General features: G+C 40.2%; 16 protein-coding genes. 7 read left to right on the top strand and 9 right to left on the bottom strand.

Features of this window, described 5'->3' with window-relative positions:
- Window positions 1-115 precede the first annotated feature (115 nt).
- The 4 genes from ACQQ5U_RS07920 (at window position 116) to ACQQ5U_RS07905 (ending at window position 5,607) form a co-directional block, all read left to right on the top strand.
- A complete protein-coding gene (locus ACQQ5U_RS07920; RefSeq protein ID WP_437396573.1) occupies window positions 116-955 on the top strand; it encodes a DUF5694 domain-containing protein in 840 nt (279 codons plus the stop codon).
- Window positions 956-1,087: 132 nt separating this feature from the next.
- The gene (locus tag ACQQ5U_RS07915; RefSeq protein WP_437396571.1) at window positions 1,088-3,277 is read left to right on the top strand and encodes a DUF5916 domain-containing protein; all 2,190 of its coding nucleotides are present in this window, start codon (window positions 1,088-1,090) and stop codon (window positions 3,275-3,277) included.
- Window positions 3,278-3,802: 525 nt separating this feature from the next.
- Window positions 3,803-4,771: an MBL fold metallo-hydrolase gene (locus ACQQ5U_RS07910; RefSeq protein ID WP_437396569.1), complete on the top strand. Its 969-nt coding sequence runs from the start codon at window positions 3,803-3,805 to the stop codon at window positions 4,769-4,771.
- Window positions 4,772-5,187: 416 nt separating this feature from the next.
- Window positions 5,188-5,607 carry a DUF3995 domain-containing protein gene (locus ACQQ5U_RS07905; protein WP_437396567.1) on the top strand — a complete coding sequence of 140 codons (420 nt, stop codon included), beginning with the start codon at window positions 5,188-5,190 and terminating at the stop codon, window positions 5,605-5,607.
- A gap of 46 nt (window positions 5,608-5,653) precedes the next feature.
- On the opposite strand, the gene ACQQ5U_RS07900 is transcribed toward ACQQ5U_RS07905, so the two are convergent.
- The 4 genes from ACQQ5U_RS07900 to ACQQ5U_RS07885 all read right to left on the bottom strand — a co-directional run bounded on the left by ACQQ5U_RS07900 (window position 5,654) and on the right by ACQQ5U_RS07885 (window position 9,638).
- Entirely contained in the window at window positions 5,654-6,496 is an 843-nt protein-coding gene (locus tag ACQQ5U_RS07900; RefSeq protein ID WP_437396566.1) for a pseudouridine synthase, read from the bottom strand.
- A gap of 60 nt (window positions 6,497-6,556) precedes the next feature.
- Window positions 6,557-7,462 (bottom strand): geranylgeranylglycerol-phosphate geranylgeranyltransferase, encoded by a 906-nt coding sequence (locus ACQQ5U_RS07895; protein WP_437396564.1) that lies wholly within the window; start codon window positions 7,460-7,462, stop codon window positions 6,557-6,559.
- Window positions 7,463-7,472: 10 nt separating this feature from the next.
- Window positions 7,473-8,411 carry a mevalonate kinase family protein gene (locus ACQQ5U_RS07890; protein WP_437396562.1) on the bottom strand — a complete coding sequence of 313 codons (939 nt, stop codon included), beginning with the start codon at window positions 8,409-8,411 and terminating at the stop codon, window positions 7,473-7,475.
- 141 nt (window positions 8,412-8,552) lie between these two features.
- Window positions 8,553-9,638, bottom strand: coding sequence for a diphosphomevalonate/mevalonate 3,5-bisphosphate decarboxylase family protein (locus tag ACQQ5U_RS07885; RefSeq protein ID WP_437396560.1), 1,086 nt, complete (start codon window positions 9,636-9,638; stop codon window positions 8,553-8,555).
- Between the two features lie 93 nt (window positions 9,639-9,731).
- On the opposite strand from ACQQ5U_RS07885, the gene ACQQ5U_RS07880 reads away from it, so the two are divergent.
- Window positions 9,732-10,208 (top strand): TspO/MBR family protein, encoded by a 477-nt coding sequence (locus ACQQ5U_RS07880; protein ID WP_437396559.1) that lies wholly within the window; start codon window positions 9,732-9,734, stop codon window positions 10,206-10,208.
- On the opposite strand, the gene ACQQ5U_RS07875 is transcribed toward ACQQ5U_RS07880, so the two are convergent.
- On the bottom strand, window positions 10,205-10,744 hold the full coding sequence (locus tag ACQQ5U_RS07875; protein WP_437396557.1) for a DUF1697 domain-containing protein: 540 nt from the start codon (window positions 10,742-10,744) through the stop codon (window positions 10,205-10,207). The two genes, ACQQ5U_RS07880 and ACQQ5U_RS07875, sit on opposite strands and share 4 nt — an antisense overlap.
- 60 nt (window positions 10,745-10,804) lie before the next feature.
- On the opposite strand from ACQQ5U_RS07875, the gene glpK reads away from it, so the two are divergent.
- Window positions 10,805-12,301, top strand: a complete 1,497-nt coding sequence (gene glpK / locus ACQQ5U_RS07870; RefSeq protein WP_437396555.1) for a glycerol kinase GlpK — start codon at window positions 10,805-10,807, stop codon at window positions 12,299-12,301.
- A 38-nt stretch (window positions 12,302-12,339) separates the two neighbouring features.
- On the top strand, window positions 12,340-13,065 hold the full coding sequence (locus tag ACQQ5U_RS07865; RefSeq protein WP_437396553.1) for an MIP/aquaporin family protein: 726 nt from the start codon (window positions 12,340-12,342) through the stop codon (window positions 13,063-13,065).
- A gap of 8 nt (window positions 13,066-13,073) precedes the next feature.
- Here ACQQ5U_RS07865 and ACQQ5U_RS07860 read toward each other — a convergent pair whose 3' ends face one another.
- The 4 genes from ACQQ5U_RS07860 to ACQQ5U_RS07845 form a co-directional block, all read right to left on the bottom strand.
- A complete protein-coding gene (locus ACQQ5U_RS07860; protein WP_437396552.1) occupies window positions 13,074-14,339 on the bottom strand; it encodes an NAD(P)/FAD-dependent oxidoreductase in 1,266 nt (421 codons plus the stop codon).
- Entirely contained in the window at window positions 14,339-15,091 is a 753-nt protein-coding gene (locus tag ACQQ5U_RS07855) for a glycerophosphodiester phosphodiesterase (protein ID WP_437396550.1), read from the bottom strand. The genes ACQQ5U_RS07860 and ACQQ5U_RS07855 overlap by 1 nt, the downstream gene beginning before the upstream one ends.
- A gap of 95 nt (window positions 15,092-15,186) precedes the next feature.
- Window positions 15,187-17,058, bottom strand: a complete 1,872-nt coding sequence (locus tag ACQQ5U_RS07850) for an alpha-amylase family glycosyl hydrolase (protein ID WP_437396548.1) — start codon at window positions 17,056-17,058, stop codon at window positions 15,187-15,189.
- 29 nt (window positions 17,059-17,087) lie between these two features.
- Window positions 17,088-18,107: a LacI family DNA-binding transcriptional regulator gene (locus tag ACQQ5U_RS07845; protein ID WP_437396546.1), complete on the bottom strand. Its 1,020-nt coding sequence runs from the start codon at window positions 18,105-18,107 to the stop codon at window positions 17,088-17,090.
- Window positions 18,108-18,196: the final 89 nt, after the last annotated feature.

Raw genomic sequence — 18,196 nt, 5'->3', positions numbered from 1 at the left:
CTGTGCCGAACTCGTTTCGGTATCGGTCGATATAAATCATTGAAACGATTCATATCTTTAAAGGATAGGTGTAACAAACTCAAGGCCAAGTTCTCCTTAAAAGAAAACATTAACTATGCGTCAGTTTTCCATTCTACTCATTTTAATTTCAACTTTTTCTTTGGCTCAAGGCCAATTAAAATCACCTTCCGAATTCTATCCAGCCCAAAAAACCAAAGTACTGGTCGTAGGTACTTTTCATTTTGATTTTCCGGGATTGGACGAGGTAAAAACAGCCGACGAGAACAAAATCGATGTTTTAAAAGAGCCAAAAAAATCGGAATTGGAAGAATTAGTGGCCTACATAAAAAAATTCAAGCCCACCAAAATTGTCATCGAAGCACGGCCCTCATGGAACACCATGCTAAAATTTGAGGAATACAAAAATGGGGAACATAGAAAAAGTAGAGATGAACGTTACCAACTGGGCATGCGCATCGCTTCCGATTTGGGCTTGGATTCCGTTTATGGGATTGATGCTACTTCGTTACGCAGTGATCTTGAAAAACAAGATTCCATGCTATTAAAAAAGCTTACCTACAAGATAAATTGGAAAGCGGAGAACACTTTTTGGCCCTATGCCGAATCCTATTTTGATTATCGAGACAAAAAAATGAAAGATGTGCACCTGTTGGATTTTATAAAAGCGATGAATACCAGAGAAGGGCACAATTTTAATTTTGGGCTTTACCTTACGGGTTCCATTGCTACCGGTGATGGCCAGGGGGCGGACCATCTTTCGATTTGGTGGTACAACAGGAATGTGCGCATTTTTTCCAAGCTCATCAATATCACCCGAAATCCCGAAGAACGAATCTTGGTCATTTTTGGAAATGGACATGCCGCTGTTTTACGTCAATTATTAGAGGCTTCACCTCAATACGAATTTGTCGAGTTCAGTAGTTTGGAGGATTGATATTGCATCTTTTTAAATCCAGATAAACAATTATTAAGCTTAAAAATGGCTATTTGTTAATTTAACTGGGGTAATAATGATTCATTGTTAAAAATGAAAGTAAATCATTATTTTTGATGCACTAAACAAACGATGATCATCCGACAATTTTCAACCCCCGTTCTCATAGCTTTTGCTATGTTCTTTTGCGCACTTTCGTATGCCCAAAAGAAAAATGCCGATTACAAAATCCATCTGTTCAAAACCAGTGAAACCTTTACCATAGATGGTAAGGGAGACGAGGCCACGTGGCAAAAAGCAGAGGCTGCCAATGACTTTTTTATGGTATTGCCCATGGACGACCGAAAGGCCACCCAGCCCTCCGAGGTTAAGATGGCCTATGACGACAAACAGCTCTACCTTTTGGCCACCTTTTTTAAAACACCCGGAAACACCTATGTCGTGGAATCGCTACGAAGGGATTTCTCCTTTGGAGGCAACGATAATTTTCTTTTGTTCATGGACCCGTTCAACAACCAAACAACGGGTTTTAGCTTTGGGGCCAACGCCTATGGAGCGCAGTGGGATGGTACCATGTCCAATGGGGGTAGCATAGACCTAAATTGGGACAGTAAATGGGTTTCGGAGGTTCAGAACTATGAAGACAAATGGGTCGTGGAAATGGCCATTCCCTTTAAATCCATCCGATACGAAAAAGATGTGACAGAGTGGGGTGTGAACTTTTCGAGATTGGACCTGAGTACGAACGAAAAATCGAGCTGGACCCCTATTCCAAGACAGTTCCCAACAGCTTCATTGGCTTACACGGGAACAATGGTCTGGGACAATCCTCCACCCAAACAGGGGCTCAATTACTCCATAATTCCCTACGTGTTGGGTACAGTGGGCAATTCGAGTATCGACGATATTACCTATGATAATGAATTTAAGGTGGGAGGTGATGTAAAATTGGGACTTACCTCATCTTTGAATTTAGATTTGACCTTGAATCCAGATTTTTCACAGGTTGAAGCAGACAGACAAGTAGCCAATTTAACCCGATTTGAGCTCTTTTTTCCGGAAAGACGACAGTTTTTCCTTGAAAATGCCGACCTCTTCGCCAATTTTGGATACGATGCAATTCGTCCTTTCTTTTCACGAAGGATTGGTTTGGGCGTGCCCATTATTGCAGGTGCCCGTGTGAGCGGTAACCTGAATCGTAACCTTCGTTTGGGGGTGATGGATATGCAGACCGAAAAAGTGGACGAAACCGGCTTGCCCAGTCAAAACTTTGCAGTGCTCTCGTTACAACAAAAAGTGTTTTCCCGCTCCAACATTGGGTTAATGTTCGTGAACAAAGAATCGTTGGACTATAATGCCTTGGCCGATAGCCTTAAAACGGAATACACCAAATTCAACCGAAACCTTGGATTGGAGTATAATTTGGCCTCCGCGGACAACAAATACAATGGGAAGGTGTTTATGCTCAAATCGTTTGGACCCGATTCCTCTTACAACGGCTTTGCACAAGGTGCCCATTTGGCGTACAGAAGCCGTAAATGGAACTGGCGCGTTCAACAGGAGTATATTTCCGAAAACTTCACTTCCGAAGTCGGTTTTGTACCGCGTAACAACTACATTAAGTTAGAAGGTTCCGTAGGTTATCTGTTTTTGCCCGCAAGTGAAAAGGTGGTGAGCCATGGCCCTCAATACACTGGTTTTTATTATTTCGACCCAAGCATGAACTCCACGGATTACGTTTCCATTGTGGGTTATGCCGTAAATTTTATCAACCGTAGTTCTCTGGGGGTTGATGTTTTCAACGAATACGTACAACTTTTGGCCCCTTTTGACCCTACCAATACTGGAAAAGAGGAATTGGCCGCAGGCACACAACATCATTGGAACGGGGTGTATTTGCAATACAATTCCCGTCCTAAAAGTCTGTTCACTTATAATATGACCACCAGATTGGGACGATACTTTTCTGGAGGATACCGAACCAATATAAATGCGCAATTGGGTTACCGTTTTCAACCCTACGTGAGTTTGGGTGCCAACCTGAGCTACAACAATTTGGATTTGCCCGACCCATGGTACACCACCGATTTTTGGCTCGTGGGCACCGAGGCGGACATTACCTTTACCAATAAACTGTTTTGGAACACCTTGTTTCAGTACAACGAACAGAGTAACAATTTTGGAATCAACTCCAGGTTGCAATGGCGCTACGCACCTGCCTCCGACCTGTTTCTGGTTTTTAATAATAACGAACAGTTATCACCACTCGAGGGCAATTTATGGTCGTTGACGTTGAAGTTTACGTATTGGTTTAATCGGTGATAAAAAGATCATCTTCAAGTTTGAGTTGGTCAATTACGCTATATTTTTTGTCCAAACTCCAGTAACTCCATTTATTGGTCGGTATAATTCATTTAAAAACGTGCCATAATCTTTAAGCGTTAATTCCATTATGGCCTTTCATTTCTTTAGGTGTTCCATAGCCAACAAGCATAGGAGTAGAAAATAACTAAGTAAATTTGGCTACTTAGGGGTTATAAAAACTAAAATCCTCTATTTTAATTTTTACAACCGTTGGGGGAAATGCCTGTGGCCGCTCGGCCGGCACCGCAAGCGGCACCTCTCCCCGAGCTATTTTCCCCCAAAGGCCACGCGGTAGGACGGCTTATTCGCTATATTTATAACAGTTTAACCAATCAGGGCCCTCGCACCGCAGGAAAAAAAGTGCACTTTTCCCAACTGGCGGCTATAGCGAATCAACGTCCAATGGCCCCCGGTAGCTTATACGAGCAAGCTCGCAACACTGAACGCCATAGCCGCGTGGCCGTTGGAATTAATTAAAACAAAATGAATAGATATATCATAATTATTTTAGGTTTCATCATCATTTCTTGTTCTGAAAAATCTACATCAAAACAAGTTTTACAACTAAGCCAAAAAGCTATTGTAGAGAATACATCTATCATTATTCTTGGAACTGTACAAGACGCAGGTTCACCTCAAATTGGTTGTACAAAAGAATGCTGTGCTGGTCTATTCGAAAATCCTAATGAAAATAGAAAAGTTATTTCATTAGGGTTAATCGATACAGAGAATCAAAAAACGTATATGTTTGAAGCTACACCTGACATTGGTAAACAGATGAAAATGGTTACCAAATATGAGCCAAAAAGCGATAAGGAGTTTGTAGATGGCATTTTTTTAACTCACGCTCACATAGGTCATTATACAGGCTTAATGTATTTAGGAAAGGAAGCAATGGATGCTAAGAACATTCCCTTGTATGTTATGCCGCGAATGAAAAAGTTTCTTTCTGAGAATGGACCCTGGAATCAACTTGTAAACAGAAAAAATGTGCAACTTCAAGAAATAGAAAATGAGAAACCTATAAGTCTATCAGAAAAAATTGAGGTAACTCCAATTTTAGTGCCGCATAGGGACGAGTATTCTGAAACGGTTGGATATCGCATTAAAGGACCAAAGAAAAGTGCTTTATTTATTCCAGACATTGACAAATGGGAAAAGTGGGATAAAAATATCGCTGATGAAATACAGAAGGTAGATTATGCTTTTTTAGATGCAACCTTTTATAATGAGAAAGAAATTAATAATAGAGATATTAGTGAAATTCCGCATCCTTTTGTGATTGAAAGTTATGAAACATTTAAAAATTTAGATAAAAAGAAAAAACAGAAAATAATATTTATTCATTTTAATCATACCAACCCTTTGTTAAACCCCAAGACTAAAGAAAGTCAAACTGTAATTGAAAAAGGGTATACAGTAGGTAAGATAAATGATGTATTTGAATTATAATAACTAACGCCAACAACGTATAGGTCATAGCTGAGATGGTTAGACAAATTAAATTTCCTATATAAAACACCTTTAATCGCAACGAAAAAATCCGCAACGCAAAACGCTACAAGCCATATACAAAACCGTTGGGGGAAATGCCTGCGGCCGCTCGGCCAGTGCCGTAAGGGGAACAACCCTCCGAGCTGTTTTTTCCCAACGGCCACGCAGTAAGACGGCTTATTCGCTATATTTATAACCGTTTAACCAATCAGGGCCCTCGCGCTGCAGAAAGAAAAGATGCACCTTTTCCCAACTGGCGGCTATAGCGAATCAGCGTCCAATGGCTCCCGGTAGCTTATGCGAGCAAGCTCGCAACGCTGCCCGCCATAACCGCGTGGCCGTTGGCACCAATTTAACAACACCCTACTGAAATTATGATTTTATCAATTTTATTAAGCTTAATCCTAATTGGACTTGGAATGATTCATTTCAATTGGGTAATTGGAGGAAAATTCGGATTTGTGGAATCCCTACCGACCAAAGAAAATGGAGAAAGAGTATTGAATCCGAAAAAAATTGATAGTGCAATAGTTGGAATTGGGTTAATAGCTTTCGGATTTTTTTATGTTCTTAAGTCTGGACTTATTGAATACAATCTACCTGAATGGATTCTAAAATATGGAAGTTGGGTAATCCCAATAATATTCCTTTTACGAGCAGTTGGAGAATTTAAATATGTCGGATTTTTTAAAAGCGTGAGAAAAACGGACTTTGGGAAACTGGACACAAAACTCTTTTCACCTTTGTGTCTGATAATCGGGATATTGGGAATAATAATTCAACTTATAAAGTAAAAAACTGGTGCTAACAATGTATCCGAAATTCTGATTTCCTTCGACCCTATTTTATGTTCTTCAAATTAACCACCTCTTGCTCCGTTAAATGTCTCCAATGTCCCCGAGGTAAGTCCTTTTTGGTCAATCCTGCGAAGATGACACGATCCAATTTGGTAACATTGTACCCCAAATGCTCAAAAATGCGCCGTACAATGCGGTTTCGACCACTATGGATCTCTACACCCACCTCGCGTTTTGGTGCTCCTTGAATATAACTTACACTATCCACCGTAATGGCTCCATCTTCAAGTTCCAAACCTGCTTCAATTTTATGAAGGTCTCCCAAACTCAGGTTGTTGTCCAAATGCACGTGGTAAATTTTTCGCACGTTGTGCTTGGGATGGGTCAATTTTTTGGTAAGGTCACCATCGTTGGTAAAAAGCAAAAGTCCTGTAGTATTTCTATCTAATCGACCAACGGGCAACAAACGATTTTTGGAGGCACTGGAAACTAGTTCCATAACCGTACGACGCCCCTTTTCATCACTAGTGGTGGTAATAAAATTCTTGGGTTTGTTCAACAGAATGTACTCCTTCTTTTCCAAATCGAGTCGTTTTCCATCAAAACGGACATCATCAGAGCGTTTTACCTTAAATCCCATTTCGGTCACGGTCTTTCCATTTACCGTAACATTTCCGGCAGCAATATAGGTGTCCGCTTCCCTTCGGGAACAAATACCAGCATTGGCAATGTAACGGTTCAACCGGATTTCATCCGGATTGGATGTTTTTCGTGGAGCGTTCCGCCTCGGTTTGGAAGAAAATTTTTTATCAAACGGCTTCTTTCTATCCCCGCCATTGAAGCTTTTGGAAGGTCTTCTGCCTTTGTTGTTGTCTGATTTCGCCATCAGTCGAATTTTTTGCAAATGTAGTCTTTTTAAGTTCCAAAAAACCTAAAGAACAAAGAATTACAAAATTCGGTTCAGTACAACATCCACATCAATTAAAAGGATACTGAAAACCCCGGCTACAATAATAAATTTGATAATGTTGTGCAGCCAAACGTAGTGCTTTTTGGCATCTGCTTTCCACAATAAAACCAAGAAAAAAATCAAAAGTGCAATACAAGCCATAAAATAGAGGTACATATAACCAACATCAAAAGTTCTGATGAGCAAAAGTGCAGGAACCAAGGTTAGTACAATCAATAAGGAAATTATGGATTTGGATACGTTTGGACCATAAATTATGGGTATGGTTTTGTAATTCTGTGCCATATCACCAGGCATACTTTCCAAATCTTTGATCATTTCGCGGGCCAAAATCAATAGAAACAAGAATATGGCATGCACAAAAATGACTGTTTGAAAATTCTGATAGTATACAAACACCACAAAAAACGGAGCTATCGCCAAAGTGGAGGATACCAAATTACCCACAAAGGGTATGCGCTTAAGTTTATGCGAATAGAGCCAAATGCCAAAAATATAGGCAGAGAAGAACAATACCGCCCTAAACGAAATATAACTCGCTGCAAAAACGGACAGAAAATTGAGAATAAAATAAGTCGTCAACTTAAAGCGCTGGCTCACCAAACGGTCCAGCATACTCTTGGTGGGCTTGTTGATCAAGTCCTTTTCCGCATCGTAAAAATTATTGATGATGTACCCGCTGGCAATGGTAAGCGCTGAAGCAGTAACGATAAGAAATAGGTTTAAATCCAGAACCACATCCCTTAATGGAATATCTGGAGCCAAAATGTAAATGGAGGCCAAGTATTGGGCCAAGGTAATTACAAGGATATTATACCCCCTCACTACGGAAAACAGACTCAACAGCTTAAAAAGCAGGAGTTTGTTTTTTCTGCTAAGCATGATTTCGCTTTTAGAAGTTGTAGACTACTTCCAAAGTATGTCCTTCAAGTGCTTTTTTGGCTTTCTCCAGGTCTTGGGTAAAGCCTAAAATGTACCCGCCACCACCAGAACCACAAAGTTTAAGGTAGTAATCGTTGGTCTCGATTCCCTTTTGCCAAAGTTGGTGGAATTTGGAAGGAATCATCGGTTTAAAGTGGTCGAACACCAAATGCGAAAGTTGTTTCAAGTTCCCGAACAACGATTTTACATTGCCGTTCAAGAAGTCTTCCACACAGGCATCGGTATGTTTCACAAACTGATTCTTTACCATATTACGGAAACCTTCCTGCTTCATATTCTCCATAAACAGTTGCACCATCGGTGCTGTTTCGCCCGTTATTCCGCTGTCCAATAAAAACACCGCTCCTTTTCCTTCCGTATTTTGTGAAGGAATACTGGCAGACTCAATATTGTCGTTGGAATTGATTAAAATCGGAAGACTCAAATAGCTGTTCAATGGATCCAATCCCGAGGATTTACCATGGAAAAAAGATTCCATTCTTCCGAAAATCTTCTTTAATTGAAGTAACTTTTCTCGGGTCAAGTTTTCCAGAACCGTGATTTTATCGGTAGCGTAACGGTCGTAAATTGCGGCGACCAAGGCACCACTACTCCCGATACCATATCCTTGGGGAATGGAACTGTCAAAGTACATTCCTTTTTCTACATCTTGCTCCAACGACAAAATATCAAAGGAAACCAAACCTTGCTCCTCCTGCTCAAGGTCTTTTAAATATTGCGCAAAAGCTTTTAGGCTTTTATTGGATTCTTGGGCCATTTTGGAATCATTCTTGTCCCTTTTTAATGCGCCCTTGAAAAAATTATAAGGTATAGAAAGTCCTTTCGAGTCTTTAATAATGCCGTACTCTCCGAACAATAAAATCTTGGAATAAAATAATGGACCTTTCATATGATATTGCTAAGATACAAACAAATTTTGTTTAATGTTTGATAAAATTCGATAAACAAACTAATTTTATCTTTAAAAACCTGTTTTACGTGGTCTAAAATCTTGGCAAAGAACGTAAAAAAACAGCTTAGCTGTTCATTTTTAACCGTTTATTTTGATTGCACCCACCCCCACTCGATCATGAATATATTGGCCATTTTCACAATGTTCAATCAATTCATCTTGAATAAAACCCAATACTTTTTCCTTCGCTGATGAAGGATAAAGCATATGTACGTTGGCACCAGCATCGAGCGTAAAACAAACGGGCGTTTTGGCTTCTTCCCTAAACCTCCAAATTTTGTTGATGATTTCCAGCGTATCGGGCTTCATCAGCATAAAATAGGGCATGCTGGTCATCATCATGGCATGTAGGGTCAAAGCCTCACTTTCCACCAGTTTGATGAATTCTTCCAAATCACCTTTGGCCAAAGTAAGTTTTAGCTTATCCAAATTGGAAAATGCTTGTTCAAATCTATTTTCGGCATAAGGATGTCCGTGCATCAATTGATGTCCCACCGTGCTGCTTACCTGTTTCTGTCCTTTGTGTACCAGCAAAATAGTATCACAGTAGTTTCTAAAAACCGAATTCACCTCAAACGGATATTCAATGCCGTACAGATCAGAGCTGTTGGGAATGTTTTTGTGTGCACCCCATTGCACCAGATTGCCTTTTATGCTTCGGCAAGCACTTCCCGATCCCAAGCGGGCCAAATATGACGCCTTTGCATAAAACAGTGCTTCATCCATAGTCGGGATCAGTTGTTTTTCAATATCCATTAAACACAAGGAAAGGGCTGCCATTCCACTTGCAGATGATGCAATACCACTACTGTGCGGAAAGGAATTGGAGGTTTCAATCGTAAAATGATACGCTTTTAAAAAGGGCAAATACATCTCGATCCGCTCCAAAAAGGTCTGGATTTTGGGCTTAAAATCGACCTTGGGCTTTCCGTCAAAAAACAAATCAAAGGAAAGTGCATCATTGGCATGCTTTTTCTCAAAAGAAACGGAAGTTGTAGTCGCACAAGTATCCAAAGTAAAACTAAGGGATGGATTGGCCGGAATTTGAACTGGTCTTTTTCCCCAATATTTTACCAGGGCAATATTGCTGGGCGCTTTCCATGTTACTTTACCATTTTCGGGCAATTCTTGGTAGGCGCCGGGCAAAAAATCTTTTTCCGTCATTGGGCGTGGATATTTGAACAAATATAAGCAGCGGCTAACTTACTTGAAATCGGATTGAAATAAATTCTTATTTTAGTCGAAGTTGCGCCAACCATGAAAAAAAGAATAGTTTATATCACTATAAGCGTTTTGGTATGCCTTGCCATTGGATTCCTATCCAGCATTGCAACCCAAAGTTCAGTGAACGATTGGTACATTACGCTCAACAAACCATCTTTTACGCCCCCTAACTACCTTTTTGCACCTGTTTGGACTGCTCTTTACATTATGATGGGGGTTGCTGCTGGAATCGTTTGGTCCAAAGGCTATCATCATATTTGGGTAAAGACGGCGCTTTATCATTTTGTGATTCAGTTATTGCTCAACGCGCTCTGGAGCATAGTCTTCTTTGGATTGAAAAATCCTCTTGCTGGAATGGTGGTTATTTTGGCTTTACTTACTATGATAATACTCACCATAAAATGGTTTAAGGTCATTAGTAAACCTGCTGCACTATTACTTGTGCCTTACGTATTATGGGTGGCCTTTGCCTCTGCATTGAATTATAAAATCTGGGAACTCAACGGCTAATCCGAAGTCATTTCCAGTAATTTTTTCATAGTTTTTTGATTGCGGGTAGTCGCTTCCACTTTTAGCTTCTTTTCAACAAGATTATTATTCAGTTTTGCCTTTCCATACCCATTTTTACATAGTAAATGCACACAGGTATCGGTAATATGGAAATCTTCATTTTCAAAATGAAGTTGCTCAAACTGTTTTACCAATTCTTTTTCTGGTGGATTTTTAAGCAAAGCATAGTACATTTTGTTCTCTTCGCCTTCATTGGCAAACGGATTAGCTTCCAGAATTTGTCCAATATCTTTTTCTTGGATTACCAAAGTCGGCACATCAAATCCAAAATCTCGTTGGATTGCTTTTGTTATGATGTCTTGAAGTTTCTCTTTTCCAGTTTCATCACTATCAAAAACAATATTTCCACTCTGAATATACGTTTGGACATTTTTAAGCCCCGCATCTTCCAGAACAATTCTCAACTCGGCCATTTTAATCTTCTTTTGACCACTTACATTTATTCCCCTCAATAGGGCGATGAAAGTTTTTGACATGTTAATTGATTCTCTACTCTGATTAATTTTATTAAATTCAAACGCACTTAAATTAATAAAATGAATCAATATATCCTTGCTTTGGACCAAGGCACCACAAGTTCCCGTGCCGTGGTCTTCGACAAGAAGGGAACAATAATCTCCGTAGCACAAAAAGAATTCACACAAATTTTCCCAAAACCAGGATGGGTAGAACACGATCCAGACGAAATTTGGTCCACACAAGCTGGTATGGCCGCCGAAGCCGTAAGCAAAAAAGGACTCAAGGCATCCCAATTGGCCGCCATTGGCATTACCAACCAACGAGAAACGGTTGTTGTATGGGACAAACATACCGGAGAACCGGTTTACAATGCCATTGTTTGGCAAGACAAACGTACTGCAGACTATTGTGATGAATTGAAAAAAGAAGGGAAATCCAATCTGATTCGTAAAAAAACGGGATTGGTGATAGACTCCTATTTCTCGGGCACCAAAGTGAAATGGATATTGGATAATGTTGAAGGTGCCAGAGAGAAAGCCGAAGCAGGAGATTTGGTTCTTGGGACTATTGATTCATGGCTTATTTGGAAAATGACAGATGGAGGGCTTCACATTACGGACGTGACCAATGCTTGCCGTACCATGCTTTTCAATATCAACACCATGGACTGGGACGATGAGCTTTTGGAACTATTGACCATTCCAAAAAATATGCTTCCCGAAGTAAAACAGTCCAGCGAGGTCTACGGACATACCAGTCCTAATTTATTTGCCACTCCAATTCCGATTGCAGGGATTGCAGGTGACCAACAAGCTGCTTTGTTTGGTCAAATGTGCACCAAACAGGGAATGGTTAAAAACACCTATGGTACGGGTTGTTTTATGTTGATGAACATTGGAGAACGGCCCATTGTTTCCAAGAACAATCTACTTACCACGGTAGCTTGGAAAATCAACGGAAAAACCCACTACGCCCTGGAGGGCAGTATATTTATAGCAGGTGCAGTGGTACAATGGTTACGTGATAGTTTGAATATTATAAAAACCTCTTCAGAAGTGGAAAAACTTGCTAGTTCCGTAGATAGTTCGGACGGAGTTGTTTTTGTTCCGGCTTTTGCGGGTTTGGGTGCCCCTCATTGGAACCAAAAGGCCCAAGGAACCATTTTCGGCCTTACTCGAGGAAGTACCGATGCCCACATTGCACGTGCAGCGTTAGAGTCCATCGCCTACCAAACCATGGATATCCTTAAAGCCATGGAAGCCGATTCCGGAATTTCCATAAAAGAATTGCGAGTTGATGGCGGGGCCACTATAAATGATATGCTGATGCAGTTTCAGGCGGATGTATTGAACACGGTCACCGTAAGACCAAAAATTGTGGAAACTACAGTCATGGGCGCCGCATACTTGGCTGGGCTTGCCGTTGGTTATTGGGAAAGCCCAGAGGAAATCCAAGATATTTGGCAAACCGATGTGCATTTTAATCCTACCAAAGAACGTGAAGCCATTGATGAGGGTGTTAAAAGTTGGTACAAAGCTATCAAAGCACTTGAATTCTGGACGGAAAACCCATAAGAGTTTCAAAACATCACAAACACTAACATTCTATTTATATGACTCCTTTTGTATCTGAAATTATAGGAACCTTTTTATTAATGGTACTCGGATGTGGCGTAGTTGCCAATGTTTCCCTGCAAAAAACCTACGGTAATGGCTCAGGTTGGATTGTAATCACTACCGGATGGGCATTAGCCGTATATGCCGGTGTTGTTGTTGCCGGTCCGCACAGCGGTGCCCACATTAATCCTGCGGTAACAGTTGCCCTGGCGGTTGCAGGTGAGTTTCCATGGGATGAAGTACCAAGTTATATTTTAGCGCAGTTCATTGGTGCCATGATGGCTGCCTTCTGTATTTGGTTGGTAAACAAAGATCATTTTGATGCTACTGAGGACGGAGGTGCCAAGCGAGGTGTTTTTTGCACGGCTCCTGCCATACCCAATACATTTATCAATCTTTTTTCTGAGGTATTGGGCACGTTTGTATTGGTTTTTTCCGTGCTTTATTTTACCGATGCTGTGCTATCCACCGACGACGCAATTATCGGTTTAGGTTCATTGGGAGCATTGCCCGTTGCTCTCATTGTTTGGGGCATTGGTCTTTCTTTGGGAGGTACCACGGGGTATGCCATAAATCCAGCACGAGATTTAGGACCGCGCATTGTTCATGCATTATTGCCTTTGAAAAACAAAGGATCCAACGGTTGGAGCTATGCCTGGATTCCTGTGGTAGGTCCTATTTTGGGAGGGGTATTGGCAGCTTGGCTTTCCATGCTTTTATAATATTTCCTTTAGGAAGTAATGGCCTGTGCGGCAATATAAGCTCCAGTCCATGCATTTTGAAAATTGAATCCCCCTGTAATGGCATCTATATTAATGATTTCGCCTGCAAAGTATAGGTTGGGGTGCAATTTGCTTTCAAATGTCTTAAAATTGATTTCTTTTAAATCCACACCACCAGCGGTAACGAATTCTTCTTTGAAGGTACTTTTCCCTTCTACTTTAAATGATGAAGCCGTCAATTGTTCGGCCAACCCTTGAAGTTGCTCTTTTTTAATGTCCGCCCAGCGTTCATTAGGTTCAATGTTCGCAGCTTCTACCAAGCGCATCCACAAGCGTTTTGGAAGTTCGGTTACATTGGTGCGCATCACTGTTTTTTTGGCTTCGACTCCTTTCAATTCCTTTAGAAAGGCTTCCATGGATTCTGTACTATATTCAGGAAGCCAATTCACTTTGATTTTAAAAGTATAATTATAATCGTGAAGGATATTTGCACCCCAGGCAGAGAGTTTTAAAATGGCAGGACCGCTTAAACCCCAATGTGTTATCAAGAGTGGACCATCGGCGTAAAGCACAGCTTCGTCCTTGTGTCTACTTTTTAGATTTAACGCTTTTTTGTCGGTATTGAAGGTTTTCTTTGGCATCACTTCAACAGTAGCATAAGTGCTCAACCCTTGGATTCCCTTAATTCTTGCATCGTTAATATTAAATGTAAATAGCGAAGGTACAGGAGGTATGATATGGTGCCCTAAGTTTTCCAACTGTTTCCATATTTTGGGATTACTGCCTGTGGCGAGCATTATTTTTTTGGCTTGATAGTGCTTGTTCATGGTGGTTACCTGCCAGCCTTCTTCTATTTTACCTATTGTTTTAACCGAACTATTTTTTAAAACCTGTATACCTAAACGATTGGCTTCACCGACCAAACAATCTATTATACTTTGAGAGGAATCACTTTTGGGAAAAATGCGGCCATCTTCTTCAATCTTTAGAGGAACTCCCTTTTCCTCAAAAAAGGCCATTACGTCCATAGGAGCATACTTATGAAAAGGGCCTAAAAGTTCCTTTTCGCCCCTCGGGTAATTGGTCGCCAATTCTTTTGGCAAAAATTCACCGTGGGTCACATTGCAACGTCCACCTCCAGAAACCTTAACTTTGGAAAGTACCGTTTTACCTCTTTCAAAAATAGCGATCTTAAGCTCGGGTGAAAGTTCCGCAATTTGAATAGCCGCATAGAATCCGGCAGCACCTCCCCCTACTATTATGACATCGAACATTAATTCACACGTTCCGGATAATTGGTAATAATGCCATCGACCCCTAACGCAATCATTTTTTGAATGTCCTCGGGTTCGTTTACCGTCCATGTATACACTTTTAATCCTTCGCTTTGGATTTTTGAGGTGTTTTCCTTGGTAAGTGTATTAAAGTTTGGATTTATAGCAACCGCATTAAGTTCTTTGGCCACTTCAATTGCTTCCTGTGGATTCTTTTCCGTTAAAACAGCAATCTGAATATCTTTGTTTTTCTCCCTCATTGTTTTGAGCTCATCCCATTTAAAACTGGATATAATGATATTCTCCGGAATCCAACCTTTATTTTTTGTATAATACTCTACAATTTGGTTTACCCTATCCGCCGTATCCGCACCTTTAAGTTCTATGTTCAGGGCTACCTGATTGTTAATCAGTTTTAAAACGTCTTGAAGCATAGGGATTTTATGCCCTCCATCCAAAGTAAGTTGTTTGACTTGTACAATATTATATTCTTCAATATTGCCTCCTGAGTTGGCCAATCTGTCAACGGTTTCATCATGAAAAACAACTATTTCTCCACTTTTGATTTTAAACACATCGATTTCAATCATATCAACGCCAAGATCCATGGCTTTCTGAACCGATGCCAATGTATTTTCAGTCTCGTGACCCATGGCTCCTCGATGCCCAATTACCAATGGTTTTGATTTAGTCATTTCACAACTAGTTAAAAGTAGAACAGCTCCAAGAGCAATGAGTAAGTTTTTCTTCATTTTGGTTCGGTTTTGGATGCTAAAAATACAATTTGCAAATGAAAAAAATGAATCAAATTTTAGGATGACACAAATTACACTTGTTTTGAAACGGTTTATTTTAAAACCTTGAAAATATAAGATTGGAGCGGTTCTAATTCTACTGGAATTTGACCTTGCCCATTATGTACCGTCATGTATTTTTTTGCTTCTCCGTAAAGTTCTTCTGTCAACGGATATTCACCATCCGCTAACTGCCATTTTGCGATTATATCTTCAGGTATTTTGAAATCGAAGGAATAGCTTTTGTTTTCATCAAAATTGGATAGGATGATGATTTTTTCATTAGTGGACCATCTTACATAGGAAAGTACCCGATGGTCGTATCCTTCGGTATTATCTTTATTATAAAAATGAATTTCTTGGTACTCGCCCATCAAACCTTCACTATTTATAGTGAAATTCAAAAGTCGTTTGTAGAAATCCCTTAAACTTTTTTCCTCTTTGGATAATTGGCCACCATCAAACTTTTTGTTGTCCACCCATCTTTGGTGGTGCGGCACTCCAACATAATCGAAAATAGAAGTTCGAGTCGGTTGACCAAATCCGGCATTTTCTGCCCCGGGCTCACCCACTTCTTGTCCAAAATAAATCATAGTGGGAGAAGTGCTTATCGTCGCGGAAACCACCATGGCCGGTTTTCCCAATAGGGCATTACCCGCAAAATCGGGACTAGCGATACGCTGTTCATCATGGTTTTCCAAGAAGTGGAGCATGTGATGCTCTATGTCTGCCATCCCTTTTTGCACCACAGGTATATGGTCTGTCCACCCATAACCCTTCATGATATGCTTGATACTGTCGTAAAGTTCTACCTTATCATATAAGTAATCCATTTTACCTTGATGGATATAATCACGGTACAAATCCGGATTGTATACTTCTGCCAATAAAAAGGCATCTGGATTTTTCATTTTGATATTGGAATTGAGATAGCTCCAAAATTCCACAGGTACCATTTCGGCCATATCAAAACGGAAACCATCCACTCCAAAATCCAACCAATATTGCGTTATGTCCTTAAATTTGTACCAAGAGTCAGGAAGCGTTTTTTCTTTCCAAAATTCGTAATGGACTTTATAATCTTTTTGACGGTATTCTTCTGGCAGTTCGTTAAAGTCCTTGGTGCCATCTGGACGAACGCCATAATTGATTTTTACGGTTTCGTACCAGTCATTAAAATGTGGTTGCGCCAACCGTGAACCATTTCCTGTCCACTTCGCGGGAACCTCCCGAAATTTAGAATCAGCCAATCTATTTTTCTCACCTCCCAATGGCAAATATCCATCCTGCCATTCTGGAACTTGGAATGCTTCACCAGGGATGTAATAGAAGTTATTGTTTACATCATATTTCTTGTTCGTGTCATCATTGGCTCCAAAATCTTCTACGCCCTCTGGGTTGGTGAGCCCTTCATAATTTCTCGCCACGTGATTGGGCACGATATCGATGATTACTTTCAAACCGGCATTATGGGTTCTTTTAATCAAAGCTTTGAATTCTTCCAATCGTTTTGATGGGTCGGTAGCTAGATCGGGGTTTACATTATAATAGTCCTTTACTGCATAAGGAGAACCTGCCCTACCTTTAACCACATCTGGATCATCATTGGAAATACCATAAGTGGTGTAATCGTTTATTACGGCATGATGTGGTACTCCGGTATACCAAATATGGGTTACTCCCAAATCCCTTATCTCGGACAAGGCTTTATCTGAAAAATCCGCAAACTTGCCCACTCCGTTTTCTTCAATGGTACCCCAAGGTTTATTGGTGGAATTGGTGTTTCCAAATAAGCGGGTAAATACCTGATAGACTACTTCTTTCTTTTTCATTTGTGGAGGGGCAGACTTTTGATCGGTTTGTTGCTTACACGAAGATAACGTGGCGAGTACAATCAAAAAAGTCAGGATACGATTTGTTTTCATCCTATGTATAAGAAATTTTGATGCTCGAATTAATGTGCTATGGAATCCCTGATTACCAATGTAGGTTCCAGTATTCTGGTTTGATAGGTTTCTTCCTCGGCTTCACTTTCTACCTTATCGATCAACATTTTTGCGGAAACTTCTCCCATTTTCTCTCCGTGTTGAGCAACAACGGTAAGACTAGGATTGGCATATTTGGACAAAACGCCATCGGTAAAACCGATAAATGATATATCCTCAGGAATTTTAAGCCCTTTTTCCTGAACCAATCTCATGCTATATACGGCAAAGATTTCGTTTACGCATAAAACGGCATCGGGTTCTTTTTTATTCAAAAATGTTTTAATAGCCATTTCATCCATTTCCATGGAAGGCATTTTCAACACCATGGATTCGTCAACACCTAACACACTTTCTTCCAGTGCTTTAAGATATCCTTTTGTACGGGCTTTACTAACACTCAAGTAATCGTCCGTGGTAATAAGGGCAATTCGCTTTTTACCTTGGTCAATAAATTTTTTGGTGGCTTGATAGGCCCCAAGTTCATCATCGATAATGACTTTGTCACAATCAACCTCATGCGTAATTCGATCAAAGAGCACTACGGGTATACCCTGTTCTGTAACCTCTTTTAAGTGATTATAGTCTCCTTTTTCCTGGGTTTCAGAGGAAAGTGACATAATAAATCCATCTATACTACCATTGGTCAACATCTCCATATTGATGACCTCTTTATCAAATGATTCCTCGGAAAGACAAACGATAACATTATATCCCCGTGCATTTGCGTATTTCTCAATACCACGAATTACCGTTGTAAAAAAGTGGTGGACAATGTCGGGAATTACGACCCCAATATTCTTGGTTCGCTTGTTCTTTAAACTAATGGCAATATTATTGGGCTTGTAGTTATAAAGTTTTGCGAAAGCTTGCACCTTTTCTTTAGTGTCTCTACTAATTTCCTCACTATTCTTAAGTGCTTTGGAAACTGTAGAAATCGAGACTTCAAGTTCTCTGGCTATATCTTTCAGGGTAATCTTTGCTTTCAATTATGAAATTTTTAAGGAACGTTAATTTCAATGTGTAAATTACTCAATATAGATTCAAGGTTACGTAAAAATTATACTTTTTAACAAAA

The organism is Flagellimonas lutimaris, from assembly GCF_051494225.1.
GTDB lineage: Bacteria > Bacteroidota > Bacteroidia > Flavobacteriales > Flavobacteriaceae > Flagellimonas > Flagellimonas lutimaris_A.
The sequence above is the reverse complement of the archived record's forward strand: the minus strand, read 5'-3'. Positions and strand labels throughout refer to the sequence as shown.